The organism is Kribbella sp. CA-245084 (assembly GCF_050942355.1).
Taxonomy (GTDB): Bacteria; Actinomycetota; Actinomycetes; order Propionibacteriales; family Kribbellaceae; genus Kribbella.
Map to the genome: position 1 here is coordinate 8,684,845 of NZ_CP192053.1, position 15,728 is coordinate 8,700,572.

General features: G+C 66.3%; 22 protein-coding genes. 15 read left to right on the forward strand and 7 right to left on the reverse strand.

Going from position 1 to position 15,728, the window contains the following annotated elements; all coding sequences use genetic code 11:
• Positions 1-21: 21 nt before the first annotated feature.
• Positions 22-510 carry a carboxymuconolactone decarboxylase family protein gene (locus ACQPYH_RS41700; RefSeq protein WP_432883434.1) on the forward strand — a complete coding sequence of 163 codons (489 nt, stop codon included), beginning with the start codon at positions 22-24 and terminating at the stop codon, positions 508-510.
• Here the strand turns inward: ACQPYH_RS41700 and ACQPYH_RS41705 are convergent.
• Together ACQPYH_RS41705 and ACQPYH_RS41710 are read right to left on the reverse strand one after the other, a co-directional pair.
• Positions 500-1,021: a DinB family protein gene (locus ACQPYH_RS41705; RefSeq protein WP_432883437.1), complete on the reverse strand. Its 522-nt coding sequence runs from the start codon at positions 1,019-1,021 to the stop codon at positions 500-502. The two genes, ACQPYH_RS41700 and ACQPYH_RS41705, sit on opposite strands and share 11 nt — an antisense overlap.
• A 75-nt stretch (positions 1,022-1,096) precedes the next feature.
• Positions 1,097-1,507, reverse strand: a complete 411-nt coding sequence (locus tag ACQPYH_RS41710; protein ID WP_432883440.1) for a VOC family protein — start codon at positions 1,505-1,507, stop codon at positions 1,097-1,099.
• 119 nt (positions 1,508-1,626) lie between these two features.
• Between ACQPYH_RS41710 and ACQPYH_RS41715 the strand changes: the two genes are divergently transcribed.
• From ACQPYH_RS41715 to ACQPYH_RS41730, 4 genes are all read left to right on the forward strand, one after another.
• Positions 1,627-2,001, forward strand: coding sequence for a VOC family protein (locus tag ACQPYH_RS41715; protein WP_432883443.1), 375 nt, complete (start codon positions 1,627-1,629; stop codon positions 1,999-2,001).
• A gap of 245 nt (positions 2,002-2,246) precedes the next feature.
• The gene (locus ACQPYH_RS41720) at positions 2,247-3,152 is read left to right on the forward strand and encodes a hypothetical protein (protein WP_432883446.1); all 906 of its coding nucleotides are present in this window, start codon (positions 2,247-2,249) and stop codon (positions 3,150-3,152) included.
• 49 nt (positions 3,153-3,201) lie between these two features.
• Entirely contained in the window at positions 3,202-3,960 is a 759-nt protein-coding gene (locus ACQPYH_RS41725; protein WP_432883448.1) for a hypothetical protein, read from the forward strand.
• Between the two features lie 394 nt (positions 3,961-4,354).
• Positions 4,355-6,202 (forward strand): heparinase II/III domain-containing protein, encoded by a 1,848-nt coding sequence (locus ACQPYH_RS41730; protein WP_432883451.1) that lies wholly within the window; start codon positions 4,355-4,357, stop codon positions 6,200-6,202.
• On the opposite strand, the gene ACQPYH_RS41735 is transcribed toward ACQPYH_RS41730, so the two are convergent.
• Positions 6,195-6,773, reverse strand: coding sequence for a DUF664 domain-containing protein (locus ACQPYH_RS41735; protein WP_432883453.1), 579 nt, complete (start codon positions 6,771-6,773; stop codon positions 6,195-6,197). The genes ACQPYH_RS41730 and ACQPYH_RS41735 overlap by 8 nt on opposite strands.
• Before the next feature lie 63 nt (positions 6,774-6,836).
• On the opposite strand from ACQPYH_RS41735, the gene ACQPYH_RS41740 reads away from it, so the two are divergent.
• Entirely contained in the window at positions 6,837-7,331 is a 495-nt protein-coding gene (locus ACQPYH_RS41740) for a hypothetical protein (RefSeq protein ID WP_432883456.1), read from the forward strand.
• 10 nt (positions 7,332-7,341) lie between these two features.
• A complete protein-coding gene (locus ACQPYH_RS41745; protein WP_432883458.1) occupies positions 7,342-7,812 on the forward strand; it encodes an NUDIX hydrolase in 471 nt (156 codons plus the stop codon).
• On the opposite strand, the gene ACQPYH_RS41750 is transcribed toward ACQPYH_RS41745, so the two are convergent.
• Complete coding sequence (locus ACQPYH_RS41750; protein ID WP_432883461.1) at positions 7,807-8,361, reverse strand: GNAT family N-acetyltransferase; 555 nt, start codon at positions 8,359-8,361, stop codon at positions 7,807-7,809. The genes ACQPYH_RS41745 and ACQPYH_RS41750 overlap by 6 nt on opposite strands.
• Before the next feature lie 73 nt (positions 8,362-8,434).
• Here ACQPYH_RS41750 and ACQPYH_RS41755 point away from each other — a divergent pair, with 73 nt between their 5' ends.
• Both ACQPYH_RS41755 and ACQPYH_RS41760 read left to right on the forward strand, forming a co-directional pair.
• Positions 8,435-9,370: a phosphotransferase gene (locus ACQPYH_RS41755; RefSeq protein ID WP_432883463.1), complete on the forward strand. Its 936-nt coding sequence runs from the start codon at positions 8,435-8,437 to the stop codon at positions 9,368-9,370.
• Positions 9,367-10,029, forward strand: coding sequence for a histidine phosphatase family protein (locus ACQPYH_RS41760; protein ID WP_432883466.1), 663 nt, complete (start codon positions 9,367-9,369; stop codon positions 10,027-10,029). Before ACQPYH_RS41755 ends, ACQPYH_RS41760 begins: the two co-directional genes overlap by 4 nt.
• Positions 10,030-10,056: 27 nt before the next feature.
• Here the strand turns inward: ACQPYH_RS41760 and ACQPYH_RS41765 are convergent, their stop codons facing one another.
• The gene (locus tag ACQPYH_RS41765) at positions 10,057-10,434 is read right to left on the reverse strand and encodes a DUF4395 domain-containing protein (RefSeq protein ID WP_432883468.1); all 378 of its coding nucleotides are present in this window, start codon (positions 10,432-10,434) and stop codon (positions 10,057-10,059) included.
• 430 nt (positions 10,435-10,864) lie between these two features.
• On the opposite strand from ACQPYH_RS41765, the gene ACQPYH_RS41770 reads away from it, so the two are divergent.
• Both ACQPYH_RS41770 and ACQPYH_RS41775 read left to right on the forward strand, forming a co-directional pair.
• On the forward strand, positions 10,865-11,671 hold the full coding sequence (locus tag ACQPYH_RS41770; RefSeq protein WP_432883471.1) for a hypothetical protein: 807 nt from the start codon (positions 10,865-10,867) through the stop codon (positions 11,669-11,671).
• Positions 11,672-12,146: 475 nt separating this feature from the next.
• Positions 12,147-12,758 (forward strand): kinase, encoded by a 612-nt coding sequence (locus tag ACQPYH_RS41775; protein ID WP_432883474.1) that lies wholly within the window; start codon positions 12,147-12,149, stop codon positions 12,756-12,758.
• Positions 12,759-12,842: 84 nt separating this feature from the next.
• On the opposite strand, the gene ACQPYH_RS41780 is transcribed toward ACQPYH_RS41775, so the two are convergent.
• Together ACQPYH_RS41780 and ACQPYH_RS41785 are read right to left on the reverse strand one after the other, a co-directional pair.
• Positions 12,843-13,466 (reverse strand): GNAT family N-acetyltransferase, encoded by a 624-nt coding sequence (locus ACQPYH_RS41780; RefSeq protein ID WP_432883476.1) that lies wholly within the window; start codon positions 13,464-13,466, stop codon positions 12,843-12,845.
• Positions 13,463-14,251: a GntR family transcriptional regulator gene (locus ACQPYH_RS41785; RefSeq protein WP_432883478.1), complete on the reverse strand. Its 789-nt coding sequence runs from the start codon at positions 14,249-14,251 to the stop codon at positions 13,463-13,465. Before ACQPYH_RS41785 ends, ACQPYH_RS41780 begins: the two co-directional genes overlap by 4 nt.
• A 127-nt stretch (positions 14,252-14,378) precedes the next feature.
• On the opposite strand from ACQPYH_RS41785, the gene ACQPYH_RS41790 reads away from it, so the two are divergent.
• The 4 genes from ACQPYH_RS41790 to ACQPYH_RS41805 are packed head-to-tail and all read left to right on the forward strand — an operon-like array spanning position 14,379 to position 15,725.
• Positions 14,379-14,792 (forward strand): hypothetical protein, encoded by a 414-nt coding sequence (locus tag ACQPYH_RS41790; RefSeq protein WP_432883480.1) that lies wholly within the window; start codon positions 14,379-14,381, stop codon positions 14,790-14,792.
• Positions 14,793-14,806: 14 nt separating this feature from the next.
• Positions 14,807-15,175: a hypothetical protein gene (locus ACQPYH_RS41795; protein WP_432883483.1), complete on the forward strand. Its 369-nt coding sequence runs from the start codon at positions 14,807-14,809 to the stop codon at positions 15,173-15,175.
• Positions 15,175-15,444 (forward strand): hypothetical protein, encoded by a 270-nt coding sequence (locus ACQPYH_RS41800; protein ID WP_432883485.1) that lies wholly within the window; start codon positions 15,175-15,177, stop codon positions 15,442-15,444. The genes ACQPYH_RS41795 and ACQPYH_RS41800 overlap by 1 nt, the downstream gene beginning before the upstream one ends.
• Positions 15,445-15,449: 5 nt before the next feature.
• Complete coding sequence (locus tag ACQPYH_RS41805) at positions 15,450-15,725, forward strand: hypothetical protein (protein WP_432883488.1); 276 nt, start codon at positions 15,450-15,452, stop codon at positions 15,723-15,725.
• The last annotated feature ends 3 nt before the right edge of the window (positions 15,726-15,728 follow it).

Consider the following 15,728-nt stretch of genomic DNA (forward strand, 5'->3'; position numbering starts at 1 on the left):
TCACGAGTAAGGACGACGACGATGGAACCCCGTATCGACGTGATGCAGAGCGAGTTCGGCGCCAAGGTGGCCAAGCGGCTGTTCGCAGTACACGGACTGTTGCAGCAGACGGCGCTGCCGCACGCGACGCAGAACCTGGTCATGCTGCGCGCCAGCCAGATCAACGGCTGCGGGCACTGCATCGACATCCACTCCAAGGAGGCCGCAGCGGAGGGCGAGACCACGACCCGCCTGAACCTGGTCGCCGGGTGGAGGCACTCGACGGTCTTCACCGAGGAGGAGCAGGCCGCGCTGGCGCTCACCGAGGAGGCGACCCGGCTGGCTGACGCCTCCGAGGGCGTCTCCGACGAGACCTGGGCCCGGGCTGCGAAGTACTACGACGAGAACCAGCTGATCGCGCTGGTGACGCTGATCGCGATGATCAACGCCACCAACCGGATGGCCGTGACGTTCAACCAGCTCGGCGGCTCCTACGAGCCGGGCCTGATGGCAGCCGCGATCAGCCAGTAACCCCGTCGGCAGGCAGGTCCCAGATGCGCTCGGACTCCCAGGCGTACTCCCACGCCTGGATGTCCGGGGGCTCGATGCCGAGGCCGGTGAGGATGGCGCAGACCTGCTCGCGGTGGTGGTTCGCGTGGTTGATCGCCTGGGCGATGAAGATGCCGACCCGGGTACCGCGGGTGTTGTTGTCGACGATGATCACGCGTTCGACGTCGATCGGCTGGGTCAGGAACACCTCCCACAGCGCGCCGGCCTCGGCGTTCCAGCCCTCGACGGTCTCGAGATCGGTCGCGGGGTCGCTGTCCACATAGTCGAGCGGCCGGTCCACGATCCGGCGCAGGTAGCTGCCGTCGCACCGGACGATGTGGTCGAGGGTCGCGAGAATGCCGCCGTACGTGCCGACGCCGGTGATCTCCAGCTGTTCGGCCGTGAGTTTCTGGTCCAGGCAGAACCGGGTCAGGCTCCCGGTCGCCCAGTTGTTGTGCCGGATGGGGTCGGACAGCAGGTCGTTGAGTCCCATGCAGGCCAAGCTAGCCGTGCCCGCCCGGCCCGGGGTACTGGATTTCGCCCCGGGCGAGGCGCGCGTACGGCGAAGTCAGCTCGCGGCGATGTTGACCATCCAGTTGATGCCGAACTTGTCGGTCACCATGCCGAACTCGTCGCCCCACATCTGCTTCTCCAGCGGGACCGTCACCTTGCCGCCGTCGGCGGACAGCTTCTCGTAGTAACCGCGCAGCTCGTCGCCGTCGCCGCTGAGGCTGATCGAGATGTTGTCGCCCGGGTTGTACGGCATGCCCTGCGGGGTGTCGGCCGCCATCAGCGTGAACCCGCTCGGGGTCTCGAGCTGGGCGTGCATCAGCAGCTCGTCGTCCTCCGGGCCGTGGCCCGCGCCGAACTCCTTGAAGGTGTTCCTGGCGACCTCTCCGCCGAATACCCCCTGGTAGAACTCCATCGCCGGACGCGCTTCACTCTTGAACTGAATGTACGGATTGAGCCGGGATGCCATCGAATCGTTCCTTCCCCCAACAAGCCGAACCCTCTGGTACGGCGCTTATGCCGCACAGTAAACCCGGCCGCCGACAGTCCGCGACACTTCGAACCCACCCGTCCGGTTAAGGTCTCGGGATGATCGTGCGACACATAACCATCGATGCGGCCAACCCCTACGAGCTGGCGCAATTCTGGAGTACCGTGACCGGCTGGCCGCTCGCCGACGGCGACGTACCGGGCGACGACGAGGTGCTGCTGGTGGCGCCGGCGCCGGTTCCCGCACTGCTGTTCATCGCAGTACCGGAGGGCAAGACGGTGAAGAACCGGGTGCACCTCGACTGGGGTCCGACCGAGCGCACCCGCAACGAAGAGGTCGAGCGCATCCTCTCCCTCGGCGGGACGATCCACGAAGACCACCGAGCGCCCGACGGCCGCGGCTGGGTCACGATGCGAGACCCGGAAGGCAACGAATTCTGCGTCGAACGCAGCGAAGCAGAACGCGCCGGCTGATCCGGCCTGGCCGAAAACCCTATGCGTGGGTCGGGTCTTCGGGGATGCTTGGGGGGTGAAGTGGTGGTGGCGGAGGAAGAAGAAAGCTGCTGAGGACGGGGAACCTCGGCGGCGGGGGACGCGGCGGGACGAGGTCAAGGACCTGCGGGCTCGTCTGACTGGTGAGGGGTACACGCTGAAGCACTGACCGCTCGATGCAACCAAACGGGCGGGCTGGGGCGTTTAGTAAGTGGGGGGCCGGGGGGATGCACCAGGTTCGGGGCGCGCCGCGTCATGTCGCGGCGCGCAGGCGACTCACGCTGGGGGGTGTCGGCACGCTGAAACAGGTCCGCGTCCACCCGCAGCACGAGCGCGTATCGATCCTCCGGGCATTCCTGGGATCAGTCGCCTCGATCTTCGTCACGTTGGTGGTACTCGCGGTGCTCGCCGGCGCGCTCGTCGTACTCGAGCCGCGGACCACCGACGCAGACACCACCGCCGACGGCACCGGTTCGTACAGCGTGCCGACGAAAGGCCCTGGCCTGTATGGATCGGGCACGCTCGGCTCGTGGCAGGACCTGATCCGGCGGATCTCCCCCGAGGACCAGATCCGCGACGTACTCGCGTTCGACGGCATCTTCCTGTTCGGCGACAGCATCGCCGTACAGGACAGCGCGGCCCTCGAACGTCGACTGGCCGACAGCACCGGCGACTCGATCGCCTTCCACGACTGGTCCGGTCAACCCACCTCGGCGGCGGTCGACGCACTCGAGGAGTGGTCGCGTGACTACGGTCTGCCCCGGCGGATCGTGATGGCCGTCGGTACGAACGACATCTTCGACCCGCCCGCGTTCGCCGCCCAGGTGGAGCGCGCGATGAAGCTCGCCGGGCCGGACCGGACGGTGTACTGGGTGAACGTGTACGTCAGCCGCACCAAGCAGCCGCCCGCCGTACGGGATGCGGATCTCGCGAACAGCGCCTGGGTCAACGACGAGCTCTACCAGGCTTCGCTCGAGTACCCGAACCTGCGGATCATCGACTGGTCCGCGTTCCTCACCTCGCGGCCGGACGGGCCCACGCCGTACCTGCGCGACGGCGTGCACACCAGCGAGCCGCTCGGCGGCAGCGCGCGCAACGAGCTGATCGCCGAGGCGATCAAAGGCAGCCACTAGGACAACCGCTCGACCTCCCTCCGCGTCCGCAGTACGGGAGGGACGAGCCATGTCACGCATCCGGAGTTGGTCGGCGTCGGCCGCGATCATTGTGGTTCTGACGGCGTTCCTCCTGGCGCTCCTGCATTTCAACGCCCCGGCCGCCCATGCGAAGACGACCACGTCTGCCGTCGGCACAGGAAGCTACGGATCCGGCACGCTCGGTTCCTGGCAGGGGAACAACCGGGTGATCTCCAGCGGCGCCCACGTCCGTCACGTCGTCTCGACGAACGGCGTGGTGCTGTTCGGCGACAGCATCGCCGTACAGGACGGCGAAGCGCTGGGCCGGCTCCTCGGACAACAGCTGGGTACGACGTTCGCGGAGTACAGCTGGTCCGGCCAGCCGACCTCGGCCGCTGTCGACGCGATGGCTTCGTGGGCTCGTGCGTACGGCCTGCCGAAGCGGATCGTGATGGCAGTCGGGTTGAACGACATCTTCGATCCGCCCGCGTTCGCCGCACAGGTCGAGCGAGCGCTCCGGATCGCCGGGCCGAGCCGGACCGTGTACTGGGTGAACGTACAGGTCTCGCGCAGCGATGAGCCGACGTCAGTACAAGTGGCCGATCAACGCAACAGCGGATGGATCAACCTGCAACTGGAGCAGGCGGTATCGGATCATGCGAACCTGCGGATCGTACCGTGGGCCGAGTTCCTTGCAGCACGACCCGAACGGATCCACACCGAGCTTCGCGACGGCCGGCACACCACTGTGCCCGCCGGGCAGAACGCGCGGAATGCCCTGATTCTGCAGGCGATCCGGCGCGGCTGACGCTGCCCTTCCGGGCAACACCTAACCGGAGTGGCCGATCCGACGCAACCTTTTGACCCCCTCGCGACATCTATACAACAGAGGCACCAAGCTGAACCTCGGGGGGAACCGATGGCGAAATATCTGACCGGAGTCTGACCGGCAGCGAATTCGATGCCGAAAGCAACCTTTGGTGGTCCGCGGGCCGTTTCTGAAGTGCAGCGTTTCTCAAGGACAGGCGTCTCTCCAGTACAGGCGTCTGTGAAGTAGCAACGAAAACACCCTGACCATTTTCCCGGGGATCGCCCCACCCGAATTCAGGTCTAGGCCAGAACAGGCATGCCCAAAAGCATGCGGGGGAGGACGAACGATGCCCGCGAGACATCTGCGCACGACCAGAACCACGCTCCGACTCATGATCCCGCTGCTCGTGAGCGCCGCCGTACTGGCCGCCGTACTGGTGATCCCGTGGGGCGGGTCCGAGCCGGAGGCGGCCCCGGACCCGACCGTGAGCCAGACTCCCGAACCGCCGACAGCACCGCCGACCCCGGCGAAGCAGAACACCTACACCTGCCCGGCGTACAGCGGGATCGATCACGCGAACCCGGTCGCGAACCTCTACCAGGACACGTTCACCTGGGGTACGACGCCGCCGACGAAGGTGGGCGACGGCAAGGGGAACATCAACTGGCGGATCAACCCGGACAAGAACCCGAGCTGGTACATGTGGCTGCACTCGCTTCGTTGGCTGGGGCAAGGAATCAACGCCGGCGCACACGGCGACAAGCAGGCCCTGCAGCGGGTCAGCAACATCGCGCGGGACTGGGTCAACGACAACCCGTACTCCTGGAAGTCCGACGTCGGCGCGTACGAGTCGACCATGCACCGCACCAACGTGCTGATCTGTCTGCGACAGGCAGTGCTGTCCGGGTTGCATGTGGTGAAGCTGCCGCTGACGTACACCTGGCTGGACGATGCGCTGATGGAGCACGCGTGGTTCCTGCAGAAGAACTACAGCGGCGACTGGAACCACGGCACCGACGAGAGCCTCGCGCTGTTCGGCATCGGGTGCACGCTCCAGCGCAACGACCTCAAGAAGATCGCGTCCGATCGGCTGACGAGTGCGATCAAGACCTCCATCGACACGCAGGGGTCTACGAATGAGCAGTCGACGGCGTACGCACAGTTCAACTACGCGCTCTGGGGACGGGCCATCGACGTACTGCGGAAGTGCGGGGTCGATCCCGGTACGACGATCATCGCGCGCCGCCGGGAACTCGCGAAATGGCTCGCACTCGCGACCAACTCGCTCGGGAACCTGCCGCAGCTGGGCGACTCGGAGGTCGTGCGCACGGTGCCCGTTCCCGGGACCGTTCTCGAGTACGCCGGGACGCTCGGCAAGCAGGGGATCCGGCCGACGCAGCGGGTCGGCATCTTCGACGCCGGGTACATCTTCGGGCGGACCGGGTGGGGCGAGAAGCGAGCGTTCACGCAGGAGTCGACGTACAGCATCCGGTTCGGACCGTCGCAGAAGCTGCACGGGCACAACGACCACACGTCCATCACGTACACGTCGCACGGGCGCGACATCCTGATCGACGGCGGGCATGCGGGGTACAAGGTCGACGACTGGCGGTTCTGGGCGAAGAGCCAGTTCGCGCACAACGAGATGACGGTGAAGTCGGCGACCGGGCACCCGGAGACCCGCCTGACGCGGTCGTCGATCGGCGCGACGTCGGAGTTCTACGAGCTGCACGACTCGCCTGGTCCCGGCATCGACCGGACCCGGGGGGTGTTGGTGCTGAAGGATCCAGATCTGATGGTGGTGCTGGACCGCGGGACGTCCGGGTCCGACGAGGACTACTCGACGTTGTGGCACCTGCCGTCGGATCAGAAGGTGGTTGTCAGTGGCAACGACCGTGCGGTGGCTTTGAAGCCGGGCGATCGGGTGAAGACGACGCTGCTGCAGATCCCGTTCCAGCAGCAGACGACACCGATCGAGGTTGTCTCCGGTGCGCAGGATCCGATCCAGGGGTGGCACTACAAGACGATCGACAAGCGGGTGGCGGCGCCGGTGGTGAAGTTCAACCGCTCCGGGAACAGCGCGAAGATCCTGTCTGTCATCGCGCCGACCCGGACCAACGCCGCCGTCAGCTACACCGCCGTTTGGCAGGGCTCGCGCCTGCTGGTGAACCTGAAGGTCGACGGCGTCACCACGGTCATCGCCGTCTCGCAGGACGGCACGCTGCAGCGGATCAAGTAGCGCTCTTGGGCTTCCAGTCGCTGGGCGGGTCTTCGCCGACCCGCCCGTCGACAGCCTCGCGGATGAGGTCGGCGTGGCCGGTGTGGCGCCCGTACTCCTCGATCAGGTCGCAGACGAGTCGGCGAAGGCTCGCGTGCTGCCCGTCCGGCCAGCTGATGTCGGCCGGCTGGTCGAGCCCGCCGTCCGCGATGGCCGCGGCCAACGTCTTGCGCGAACGCTCAACCGCGCCGTCCCACAGGGCATACAGCTCCTCCGGGGTGTTGTCGACCGCAGAGTTGAACTCCCAGTCGTTGTCGTCCCGCCAGCCGTTCTCCACCCACGGCCCGTCCATCGGCAACCCGCGGAACTTCACGTTGAACATGTAGTCCTCGTTCGCCGCGAGATGCTTCATCAACCCGCCGAGCGTGATCGACGACTTCCCGATGGTCGTGTTCAGCCCGTCGGCGTCGAGCTCGTCCACCTTGTACCGGAACGTCGTACGCAACCGATCCAACGCCCCGACCAGATGCTCAGCATCGCTCCCCGCAATCGGCGGCTCCCACCACGGCGAAACCCACTCATTCTCAGCCATACCAGCAAGCTAGCCCCCATTCCGGACGCTCCCCTTCCGGAACAACCAGCCATACTTCTCGGCATGTCAGCCGACACCTGCCCGAGCTGCGGCCGCGGCCTGGACGCCCACGATCGCCACATCCGATTCACGCTGCCGGACCCCGTCCTCGACCTGCCGGACCAGGAGCGCACGCCCGATACCTGGCTCAGCCATGGGACGCCTCGTGAATCCGTGATGATGCAGGTGCCTGGGGCCGGGGCGTTCGTCCGGGTTCTGCTGCCGGTGCAGCTCGACGGCGGTTATCGGGTGACGTTCGGTGCTTGGCTCGCCATTCATCCCGCTCAGTTGCAGTCGACGTTCGCGGTCTGGTGGGAGCCTGAGTACACCGATCTCCGCCTCGAGGGCTTCCTGGCCAACAAGATCGCCCCCTGGGGCTTGCTCGCGGCTCCTGTCATCGCAACCGTCCGCAACGCCGACGAAACGCCGTACCTGACCGAGTCGCCGGACCCAACCCTCTCCGCCGTACTAACCAACCCCTGGCCCCACGACGAGATCCTCGCCCACCTACCCGACTAGGGTTCGGCGGATGGGACGGTATGCGGGTGTGGTTGCGCGGTACGGCGGTCAGGTGGCGCTTGTTTGGGAGCAGTACGAGGCGTGGGACGGGCCGTATTGGAATCTTCCGAGTGGTGCCGTCGAGGAGGGCGAGACTCCGACTGCCGGTGCTCTTCGTGAGCTGCGCGAGGAGTCGGGGCTACTTGCCGCTGAGGCGGAGCTTGCGTTGGTGTGGACGACGCAGGTGTTGATCGACGGTCGCGTGACGTCGCGGTCGTGGAACTACGTGGTCGACGTGCGGGATCCGGCGTTCGCGATCGACGATCCGGACGGGTCGGTGATGGAGGTGCGCTGGTTCTCGGTGGAGGACGCCGTACGACGGCTCCGCCAGCTGCCGTATCCGCCCATCGCGGTGCCGGCGATCGACTACCTGACCTACGGCGTACGACGCGAGGACTGGACCTTCACGCTGGACGGTGAGACCTGGGGCTGGGACTCATAGCCCCCGGCGTACGACGATGTTGCGTTTGGATTGGGTGCGGTGTTCGGCGTACGGCGTGAAGCCGGCGTCCAGGAAGGTGCTCAGTACGCCACGGCCGGGATCGCCGGGCATTGTCTTGATCGGGTAGGCCTCGATGAGGCGGGCGCCGGCGGTTCGGGCGTGGTCGACGGCTGACTCGATCATCGGCAGGGTCAGGCCGCGGCCTCGGTAGCCGGCCTTGACGAAAAGGCAGTTGATGGCCCAGATCGTGTCGTCATCGGGGTCGTCGATGGGCAGCGTTCGCGAGTGGACGATCGCGTAGTACTCCGGTCGCGGCGCCACCGCACACCAGGCGGCCGGGCGCGCATCGACGTACCCGATGAGGCCGACGGGGATTCCCGCCTCGACGAAGTGTTTTAGTGCTGCGCGGTTCTCGTCGCTTCCGTTTCGGGCGACGTCGCGGCTGGGTAGGCGGCGCGCCATGCACCAGCATCCGCGCGTCCCGCCGCTGGGTCCGAACAGCTCGACCAGGTCGTCCCATCGCGCCTGGTCGACGGGGTGAACGTCCATCCGCGCAGTCAATCACGCAACACCGACAGAAACGGGTGGCATCGGGGCCGCGCCCGTGGAAGGGTCGGACGCCATGAGCGCCTCCGACCTGACCGCCTTCCTGCGCGGGCGGGGCGTTGATGCCGCGAACGTCGTACCGCTCCTCGGCGGGGAGAAGAACCGCAGCTGGCTGGTCGACGGTGCGTTTGTTGCCCGGAGCTACAGCACCAGCACGCCGGTCGAGGTGTCGTACGAGCTGCATGCTTGCGAGTTCCTCGCGCAGCAGGGCTTCGCTACGCCCTCTCCGGTGCGCGCCGATGACGGATCGCTGTGGGGCACGATCGACGACCGCCCGGCGGCGATCTTTACGTACGCCGCTGGCTCGCATCCAACTGACCTGATCGACGGCTACTTCTCGGCCGACCTCCGGCTCGGCCGAGAGGCCGCCGGGCTGGCCGCCCAGATGCATGTCCTGGCTGCAGATCAGAGCTTTGACGGCGCAAGAACAGCACGGCTTGATCCCCTCAAGCGCGTCGAGACCTTCCTGCGCTCGCCGTACGCCGACCTCCCCGTACTCCGGGAAGCAACGCGCCGCCTGACCGCCCTGCAGGAGAAGATCGCCGACGTCTACGCCAACCCGACGGGTCTGCGACAAGGCCTCGTCCACAACGACATCAGCGCAGTCAACCTCCTGCTCGACGACTCCGGCGAGATCACGGCCCTGATCGACTTCGACGACTGCATGACGTCCTTCCAGCTGTACGACCTCGGCCGCATCGCCGAAACCTGGGGCCGCACCCCCGACCGCCACGCAGACCTCACCCGCATCAAGGACCTGATCGAGGCGTACGATGCCGTCCGCCCGCTCACCGACCGCGAGGCCGAGCTCGCCGTGGACCTGATCGCCGCGTACGCCGCCGCGACCGGAGTCGACATCCTGACGAACATGCTCCGCGCCGGCGCCGACGTACAAGGCCCTGCGGACAGCTACTCCATGCTCTTCTTCCTAGACCTGACCGGAGAGCAATGAGACACATCTACCTCGTCACGCACCCCGAGGCACAACACCACGTCGACGGCATCGTCGGCGGCTGGCACGACTCAGTTCTGACCGCCCGCGGCCACCAGCAGGCCGAACGCATCGCCGACGTACTGGCCAGCCGAATCGGACAGGCCGCCGATCGCCGGGACGACGCCGAGCCGGCTTCCGAGCCGGTCGAGGTCTACTCCTCCGACCTACGCCGAGCCAGCCAGGCGGCAGAGCGGATCGCCCGCAGGTTCTCCGTCGAGGTCCACACCGACGCCCGCCTCCGCGAAAGATCCAACGGCGAGGCCGACGGCCGCCCTCAAGCGTGGCTAGCCGAACGCCGCATCCCCCTCCCCGAGTACGGCGACCGCCTCGCCCACCACGACGGCCCCACCGGCGCCGAGACACGACTCGCCTTAGTCGAACGCCTCTACCCCGCCCTCGCCGACATCCTCAGCCGCCCAGCCACAACCCAGATCATCGTCTCCCACGGCTCCGCCTCCAGCTACCTGATCGCCGCCTGGATAGGCATGCCGATGACATCCACAGACCGAGTCTTCTTCCCCCTCACCTCCGGCAGCATCACCACCCTCCACCGCAACAACACCCACTTCAGCCACCAGGTCCTCACCCTCAACGAGACCGCGCACCTGCTCGGATGACAGAACCCCGGCATCGAGTGAGGGCCGTCAAGCGGGTTTCAGTCGGCGGATCAGCTGGTACGCGTGGCAGCCCAAGCACAGACCGGTGCAGGCGTTGAGGGCAACCAGGGCGAAGGTGAGAGCGGTGAGGCCGTAGCCGGCTACCTCGACGTCGAGTACGAACGTGGCCAACGCCGCGGCGGTCAACACGAAGCCGACGAACTGGGCGAATCTCGGCGGCCGGGCATCTTCCAACGCTGCCGGCGCTCCGATCCGCGGCCAGATGACACGGGCGAAGATCTGCGCCCACACCGACCACTGGAAGCTCACGAACGCGGTGAACGCAAACACGGCGACCTGAGACGCGAGCAGGCCGAGACCCACCGGTCGAGCGACGTCAACGATGAGCAGTACGACGACTAGCACGCTCGCCGTAGCCCCGGCGCTGAATCGCAGAAGGCGAGGATCGACCTAGGCCCGGAGCGGGCACGCGCCACCGCTGGTGCCGGCCATGTGGTCTCCAGACCGTGAGATGCCAGCTGGTCAGATCCAGATCACGCTACTCGTCCGACCCCGAAACGACAGCACCCCCAGCCTCAGGGACTGACCTCTGATCTGGGGGTTCGTGGAGCCGCCTGTCGGAATCGAACCGACGACCTTCTCATTACGAGTCCGTTGCCCTGAGCCCCAACTACGCCACGACCCCCGACGCTGCGCAGTGATCGTGATTAGCCGCCGGGGGTCGTTGACGGCTGTTCACGGTCCTTCGGGGGCATCTCGGGGGCACCATCTAGCCCACAGACCTCCATCGCCGCGAAACGGGTAGAATTCGAAAAAATGTTCGACGGAGGCACAAATGGGCACCTTAGCCGAGGCAATGATGCGATCGGGTGCGAACAGCGTGGTCGCTCGGGTGAACGAGCAGGCCGCGAGCATTCTTGCCAAGACGCAGATGAGCTCCCGCTTCTTCGAGGGCCTCGCCGCCACTCCACAGACCAGTCGCATCGTCGCCCAGATGAACGAGCAGGCCGCCAGCATTCTCGCCAAGACGCAGACGAGCTCCCACCTATCCGCGAGCATTCTCGCCGAGATGCAGACGAACTCCCGCGTCTTCGAGGGCCTCGCCGCCACTGCACAGACCAGTCGCATCGTCGCCCAGATGAACGAGCAGGCCGCCAGCATTCTCGCCAAGACGCAGATGAGCTACCGCCTGTCCGCGAGCATTCTTGCCAAGACGCAGACGAACTCCCGCGTCTTCGAGGGCCTCGCCGCCACTCCGGAGTGGGCTCGCATCAGCGCTCGGATCAACCAGGCGGCGGCGAACACCCTGGTCGAACTCGGTACCCGGCCCGACAGCGCCCTCCGTGATGCCGTCGTTGCGAGCCCAGAATTGGAGCAGGTCGTCGAGCTGGCCACCACGGTCGCGACGGATGCCGCCCGACCGAAGCCCCTTATCGACTCGTCCGTTCCCCCGTTGGTCATTACCGCGACGATCTTCGTCGCCGTCTACGCCTTGTTGCTCACTCTCTACTTCGACGCATTCGAGGGCACCAGCGACTACCTGCTGGCGGGGAACATCGTCGAGCGGCTGGACATGATGAATTCGCTAGCCGAACTCGCTGGAGCGATCGCGTTCGCATGCACGCCCAGGCGGAAGCGCTGATCACACCGGGCAGGCGATACAGCTCTCCTGCGGTCGCCGCCATACCTGACCATTGCGTCTTCCCGTCTGCCGTTCAGCCCACGCGTAGCGCGATCAGGAGACGCCAGAGGGGCCAAGATGGAGCGCCCCACCGGACGAACGATCTTGGCCCCTCTGGTGACTCCTGATAGGTCCTGACTGGGCTGAGCGGCAGGCGGGAAGACGCACCCAGACCCCGACGCCGACAGCCGGCCAAATTCGGACCGTCATCCCGGAGTCGTGAGGCCCCCGCCGGAGGCGTCTGTCGTTGCTCAGGAAAGACAACCGAGAGCGGGCGCGGCGGTGAACGGCCGGAGGCCGCATGCGCACGCCGCGCCGCGCGCCGAAGGCGCGCCTTGATCCATAAGAGCCAAATTCGGCAGGGCGCGACGCTCCCGCCATGTGATGCGCGACACTGGTTGATTCGGCCACGCTGAGCCCAGTGTCACCTACCGTCATGATGACCACGGATACGTCGTTGGAGTCGTCTCGCGACTTGAGCCACTCATCATTTGGGCATGGGAGGAGTGCTGCGATGGGGCATGAAGCCGTTGGTTCGAGTTCGACACGGCTGATCACGTTGAGAGGCAACAGCGGGTCGGGGAAGTCGGCGGTGGCCGCAGCCGTCCGGGCCGCGCGCCCCTTTGGCACGGTTGCCATCCTCGGACAGGACGTCATCAGGCGCGACATCCTGGGATCTGGGGACGACGCAGGCGGCCACCCGATCGGGCTCATCGACCTTGCTGGGCGATACCTGCTGGGGCGAGGCTTCGATGTGATCATCGAGGGGATCCTGAATGCGAAGTGGTACTCGCAGATCCTGCCGTGTCTGGTTGCAGATCATCGCGGGGTGTCTCGCAGCTATATCTACGACCTGTCCTTCGAGGAGACCGTCCGCAGGCACTCGACAAAGCCAATCGCGGGGGCCTTCGGTGAGGCCGAGATGCGGCAGTGGTACCGGGGATTCCAACCGATCGCCGACCTCGATGAAGGTGTCATCACGGCGGGCGACAGTCTCGACGCCACCGTCGCACGCGTTCTCGAAGACTGCTGGCCGCGGGACTCCTAGAGTGGGCGCCTCAGTTCCTTACCCATGTCGCACATCATGTGACGCGAATCCATCGTGCATCACCCGGCACAGGCAAGAACGGCGTCAGGTGATGGAGGGGACGAGAGTGATCCGCATCCGGCGAGTTGAGGTGTCGGGCTGGCTCGGGGTCGGCAGGTCGTGCGGCAGCTCGGTGATTGCCGCGTCGGGCTGAGCCTGGTGCGGGTCAGTGGACTTCCGCTGGAACAGGGCTCCGGACGGGTAGTCGCTCAGGTCGAGCGTTCGGACGTGGACAAATCCTCGTTGCTCGTAGTACCGGTGCAGTCCGACGTTGTCGGTCCACACGTCGATGCGGACCCAGTTGTTGCCGAGTTCGCCGGCTCGCTTGCACGCCCACTCGATCACGTCGGTGCCGAGTCCGGAGTACTTGCGGCGCACGATTAGCCGGTGGAGGTACATGGACGGCTCGCGCTGCTCGTCGGGCGTCCAGAGCTTGGGATCGGAGAACGAGTCGAGCGCGACGGTGGCGGCGGTGGCCCCGTCATCGTCACGGACCATCCACGTCTCCCCTGCCCTAATGCTGGTGAGGATGCGCTCGGACTGTGCCTCGGGCGTCGGCCACGCGGCGGCCCACTGGTCGATACCCAGCTCGGCGAGCCAATCGCTCGCCTCCTGCCGCATCGCGAGGATGACCGGCAGGTCGTCGATGGTGGCCTGTTCGATGATCACGACGCGTATCCGTTCTCGCCGTGGTAGCCGCTGATGTCGCCGAGCTCGTAGACGAGCCGGTTCCGGTCACCCGCGAAGATCGTCAGCGTAAGGCGGAGCGGGCGCGTGTCGCTGTAGGTGGTGCGGACGTAGACGAGGACCGGCGTACCGATACCCAGTCCGAGCTTCCGTGACTCGTCCGGCCGGGGCATCCGCGTGGTGACTTCGTCGACGTAACCGATCTCTACGTGCCCCTTGGCGGCCATGGCGCGAATCGCTCCGCCCGCCACGTCGTGCGGGGTGAGTAGGCCGCACTCCTGGGCGATGTCCATCGGGTAGTAGCTGTCCTGCAAGCTCGACGGCTCGCCGTCGACCTGGCGGACAAACGATCGCGAAACGAGCGAGTCCCCCTCGTCGACGCTCAGCCGTTCCGCCAGGTCGGGCGAGGCCGGGACGATCCGCATCTCGAAGTCGCGGTAGGCCGACTTGTGCCCCTGGGCGGCCTGCTCGGCGTGGAAGGCATCGACCTGGTCACTCGACATCCGGTCGCGGCTCTCGGCCCAGCTCGCGTGATAGGTCGTGATGACCTGCTCGCGCACGATGGTGCCGCGACCCTGGGTGCTCGTGATCATGCCCTCGTTCTGGAGCTGGGCGAAGGCAAGCCGGACGGTATTCCGGGAGACGCCGTACTGCTCCCGCAACTCGGCCTCGGTCGGCAGCCGGTCCCCTGCCTTGAGCTGACCGCCGCGAATCTGCTCGCGAAGGTCGGCCGCGATCTGCCGATAGAGCGGCTCTGACTGCGCCATGTGCGTACCTTCCGAAAGTTGTCCCAACAAATGGTCTCATCCCTCTTGACCTGGCACCAATCTGTACCTAAAGTCGGTGATGTACCAAAGGTTGGTACGAATCGAAGAGTGAAGGTGAGATCACACCATGGCGATGCCCCGCAAGATCAAGGTGACCTTCGACGACGCGTTCCCATATGGCGCGTTCGCGGTTTCGGCTGTGACTGAGGTGAGGGACTTCGACCGCTCGACCAAGGAGCGGGCGGTGTTCGCGACCGACGAAGAGACCGGCCTGCCGATCTGGTCGGTGGACGTGATCGACGGCGACCCGGATGCTCGGAAGGCGGACCGGACCGTGTCGATCAAGATCGTGTCCAAGGTGCAGCCGGTGCTGCCCGCGAAGGCACCGGGTAGCCCGTTCACGCAGGTGGTCTTCGAGGGCATGACGGCGACCCCGTACGTCGCGGAGAACGGCAACCGCGCTCGGCTGGCATGGTCATTCCGGGCCACTGAGATCCGAGCGCCGAGACACTCCGCCGCCGCGAACAAGCCTGCGGCCTGAGAACGGTGACCGTGATGCTTGACGAACTCAGCGCGCGCGTGTCGGTCGGAGTCCATCTTCGGCCGACCACTGGTCTCCGGCTCGCGAGCTTTCCTCGCGCTACTACCGGTTCGCCGTTCGTGTCCATGCAGATCGGCGACGGTGCCGGAGAAGTCGCCGTCATGACTCACGACCTGGCCGACCTGGATCGACTTGGCGACTTGATCGCAGAGGCCCGCAAGTCGCTGGCCTCGATGCTCGTAGATACGGCGTGGGAGCGGCATGACGACCCGACCGTAGAAGACAACCCCCTCGACGACGAAGACGACTTCGAGGACGGCGAAGACGACGACGATTCGACGATCTCCGGTTCGCGACTGCTGTACGCCGAGGGGTGGATCTGATGCCGCTCTTCGCGACTCGGCGTGACCTGGACGTGTGGGCTGACTCGCTCGGGGTCGCCAACGATGACGAGGCTGTCGGGGTTCTTCAGCGGCTGCTCGGTCGGCTGCTCGACGGTCAGGACCGGGTCCGGTCTGCCGCCCGCGCCGTTTCTGGTGCCCCGAGCAAGGACCTCAACGGCGAGCTGAGCAAGGCGCTGGGCCGCATCGACCTGTCGGTGACCGCGGTCGAGGACGCTTTGCGCGGCTTCCGAATCCACGAGAGGCGGTGACACCGATGGCTGTAACTCCGAAGGGTCGGCTCCTGGTCGCCTGGGCCAAGGCGCTTGGTGTCGACAACGACCTGGACGCGATCGTCGAGCTGCACCGGGTGATGAACCAGCTCGACGACGCCAGGTCCGTTCTACAGAAGGCCAACCGGCTTCTCGTGAACGCACCCGATCCCGACGCGGCACGCGGTTGCGTCCTCGCGATGGGGTCCCTGGAACGGGCAGGCGCAGAACTGCTCACGGTCGCACGGCGATTCCACAAACACGAACGAGGACGGGGCTGATGA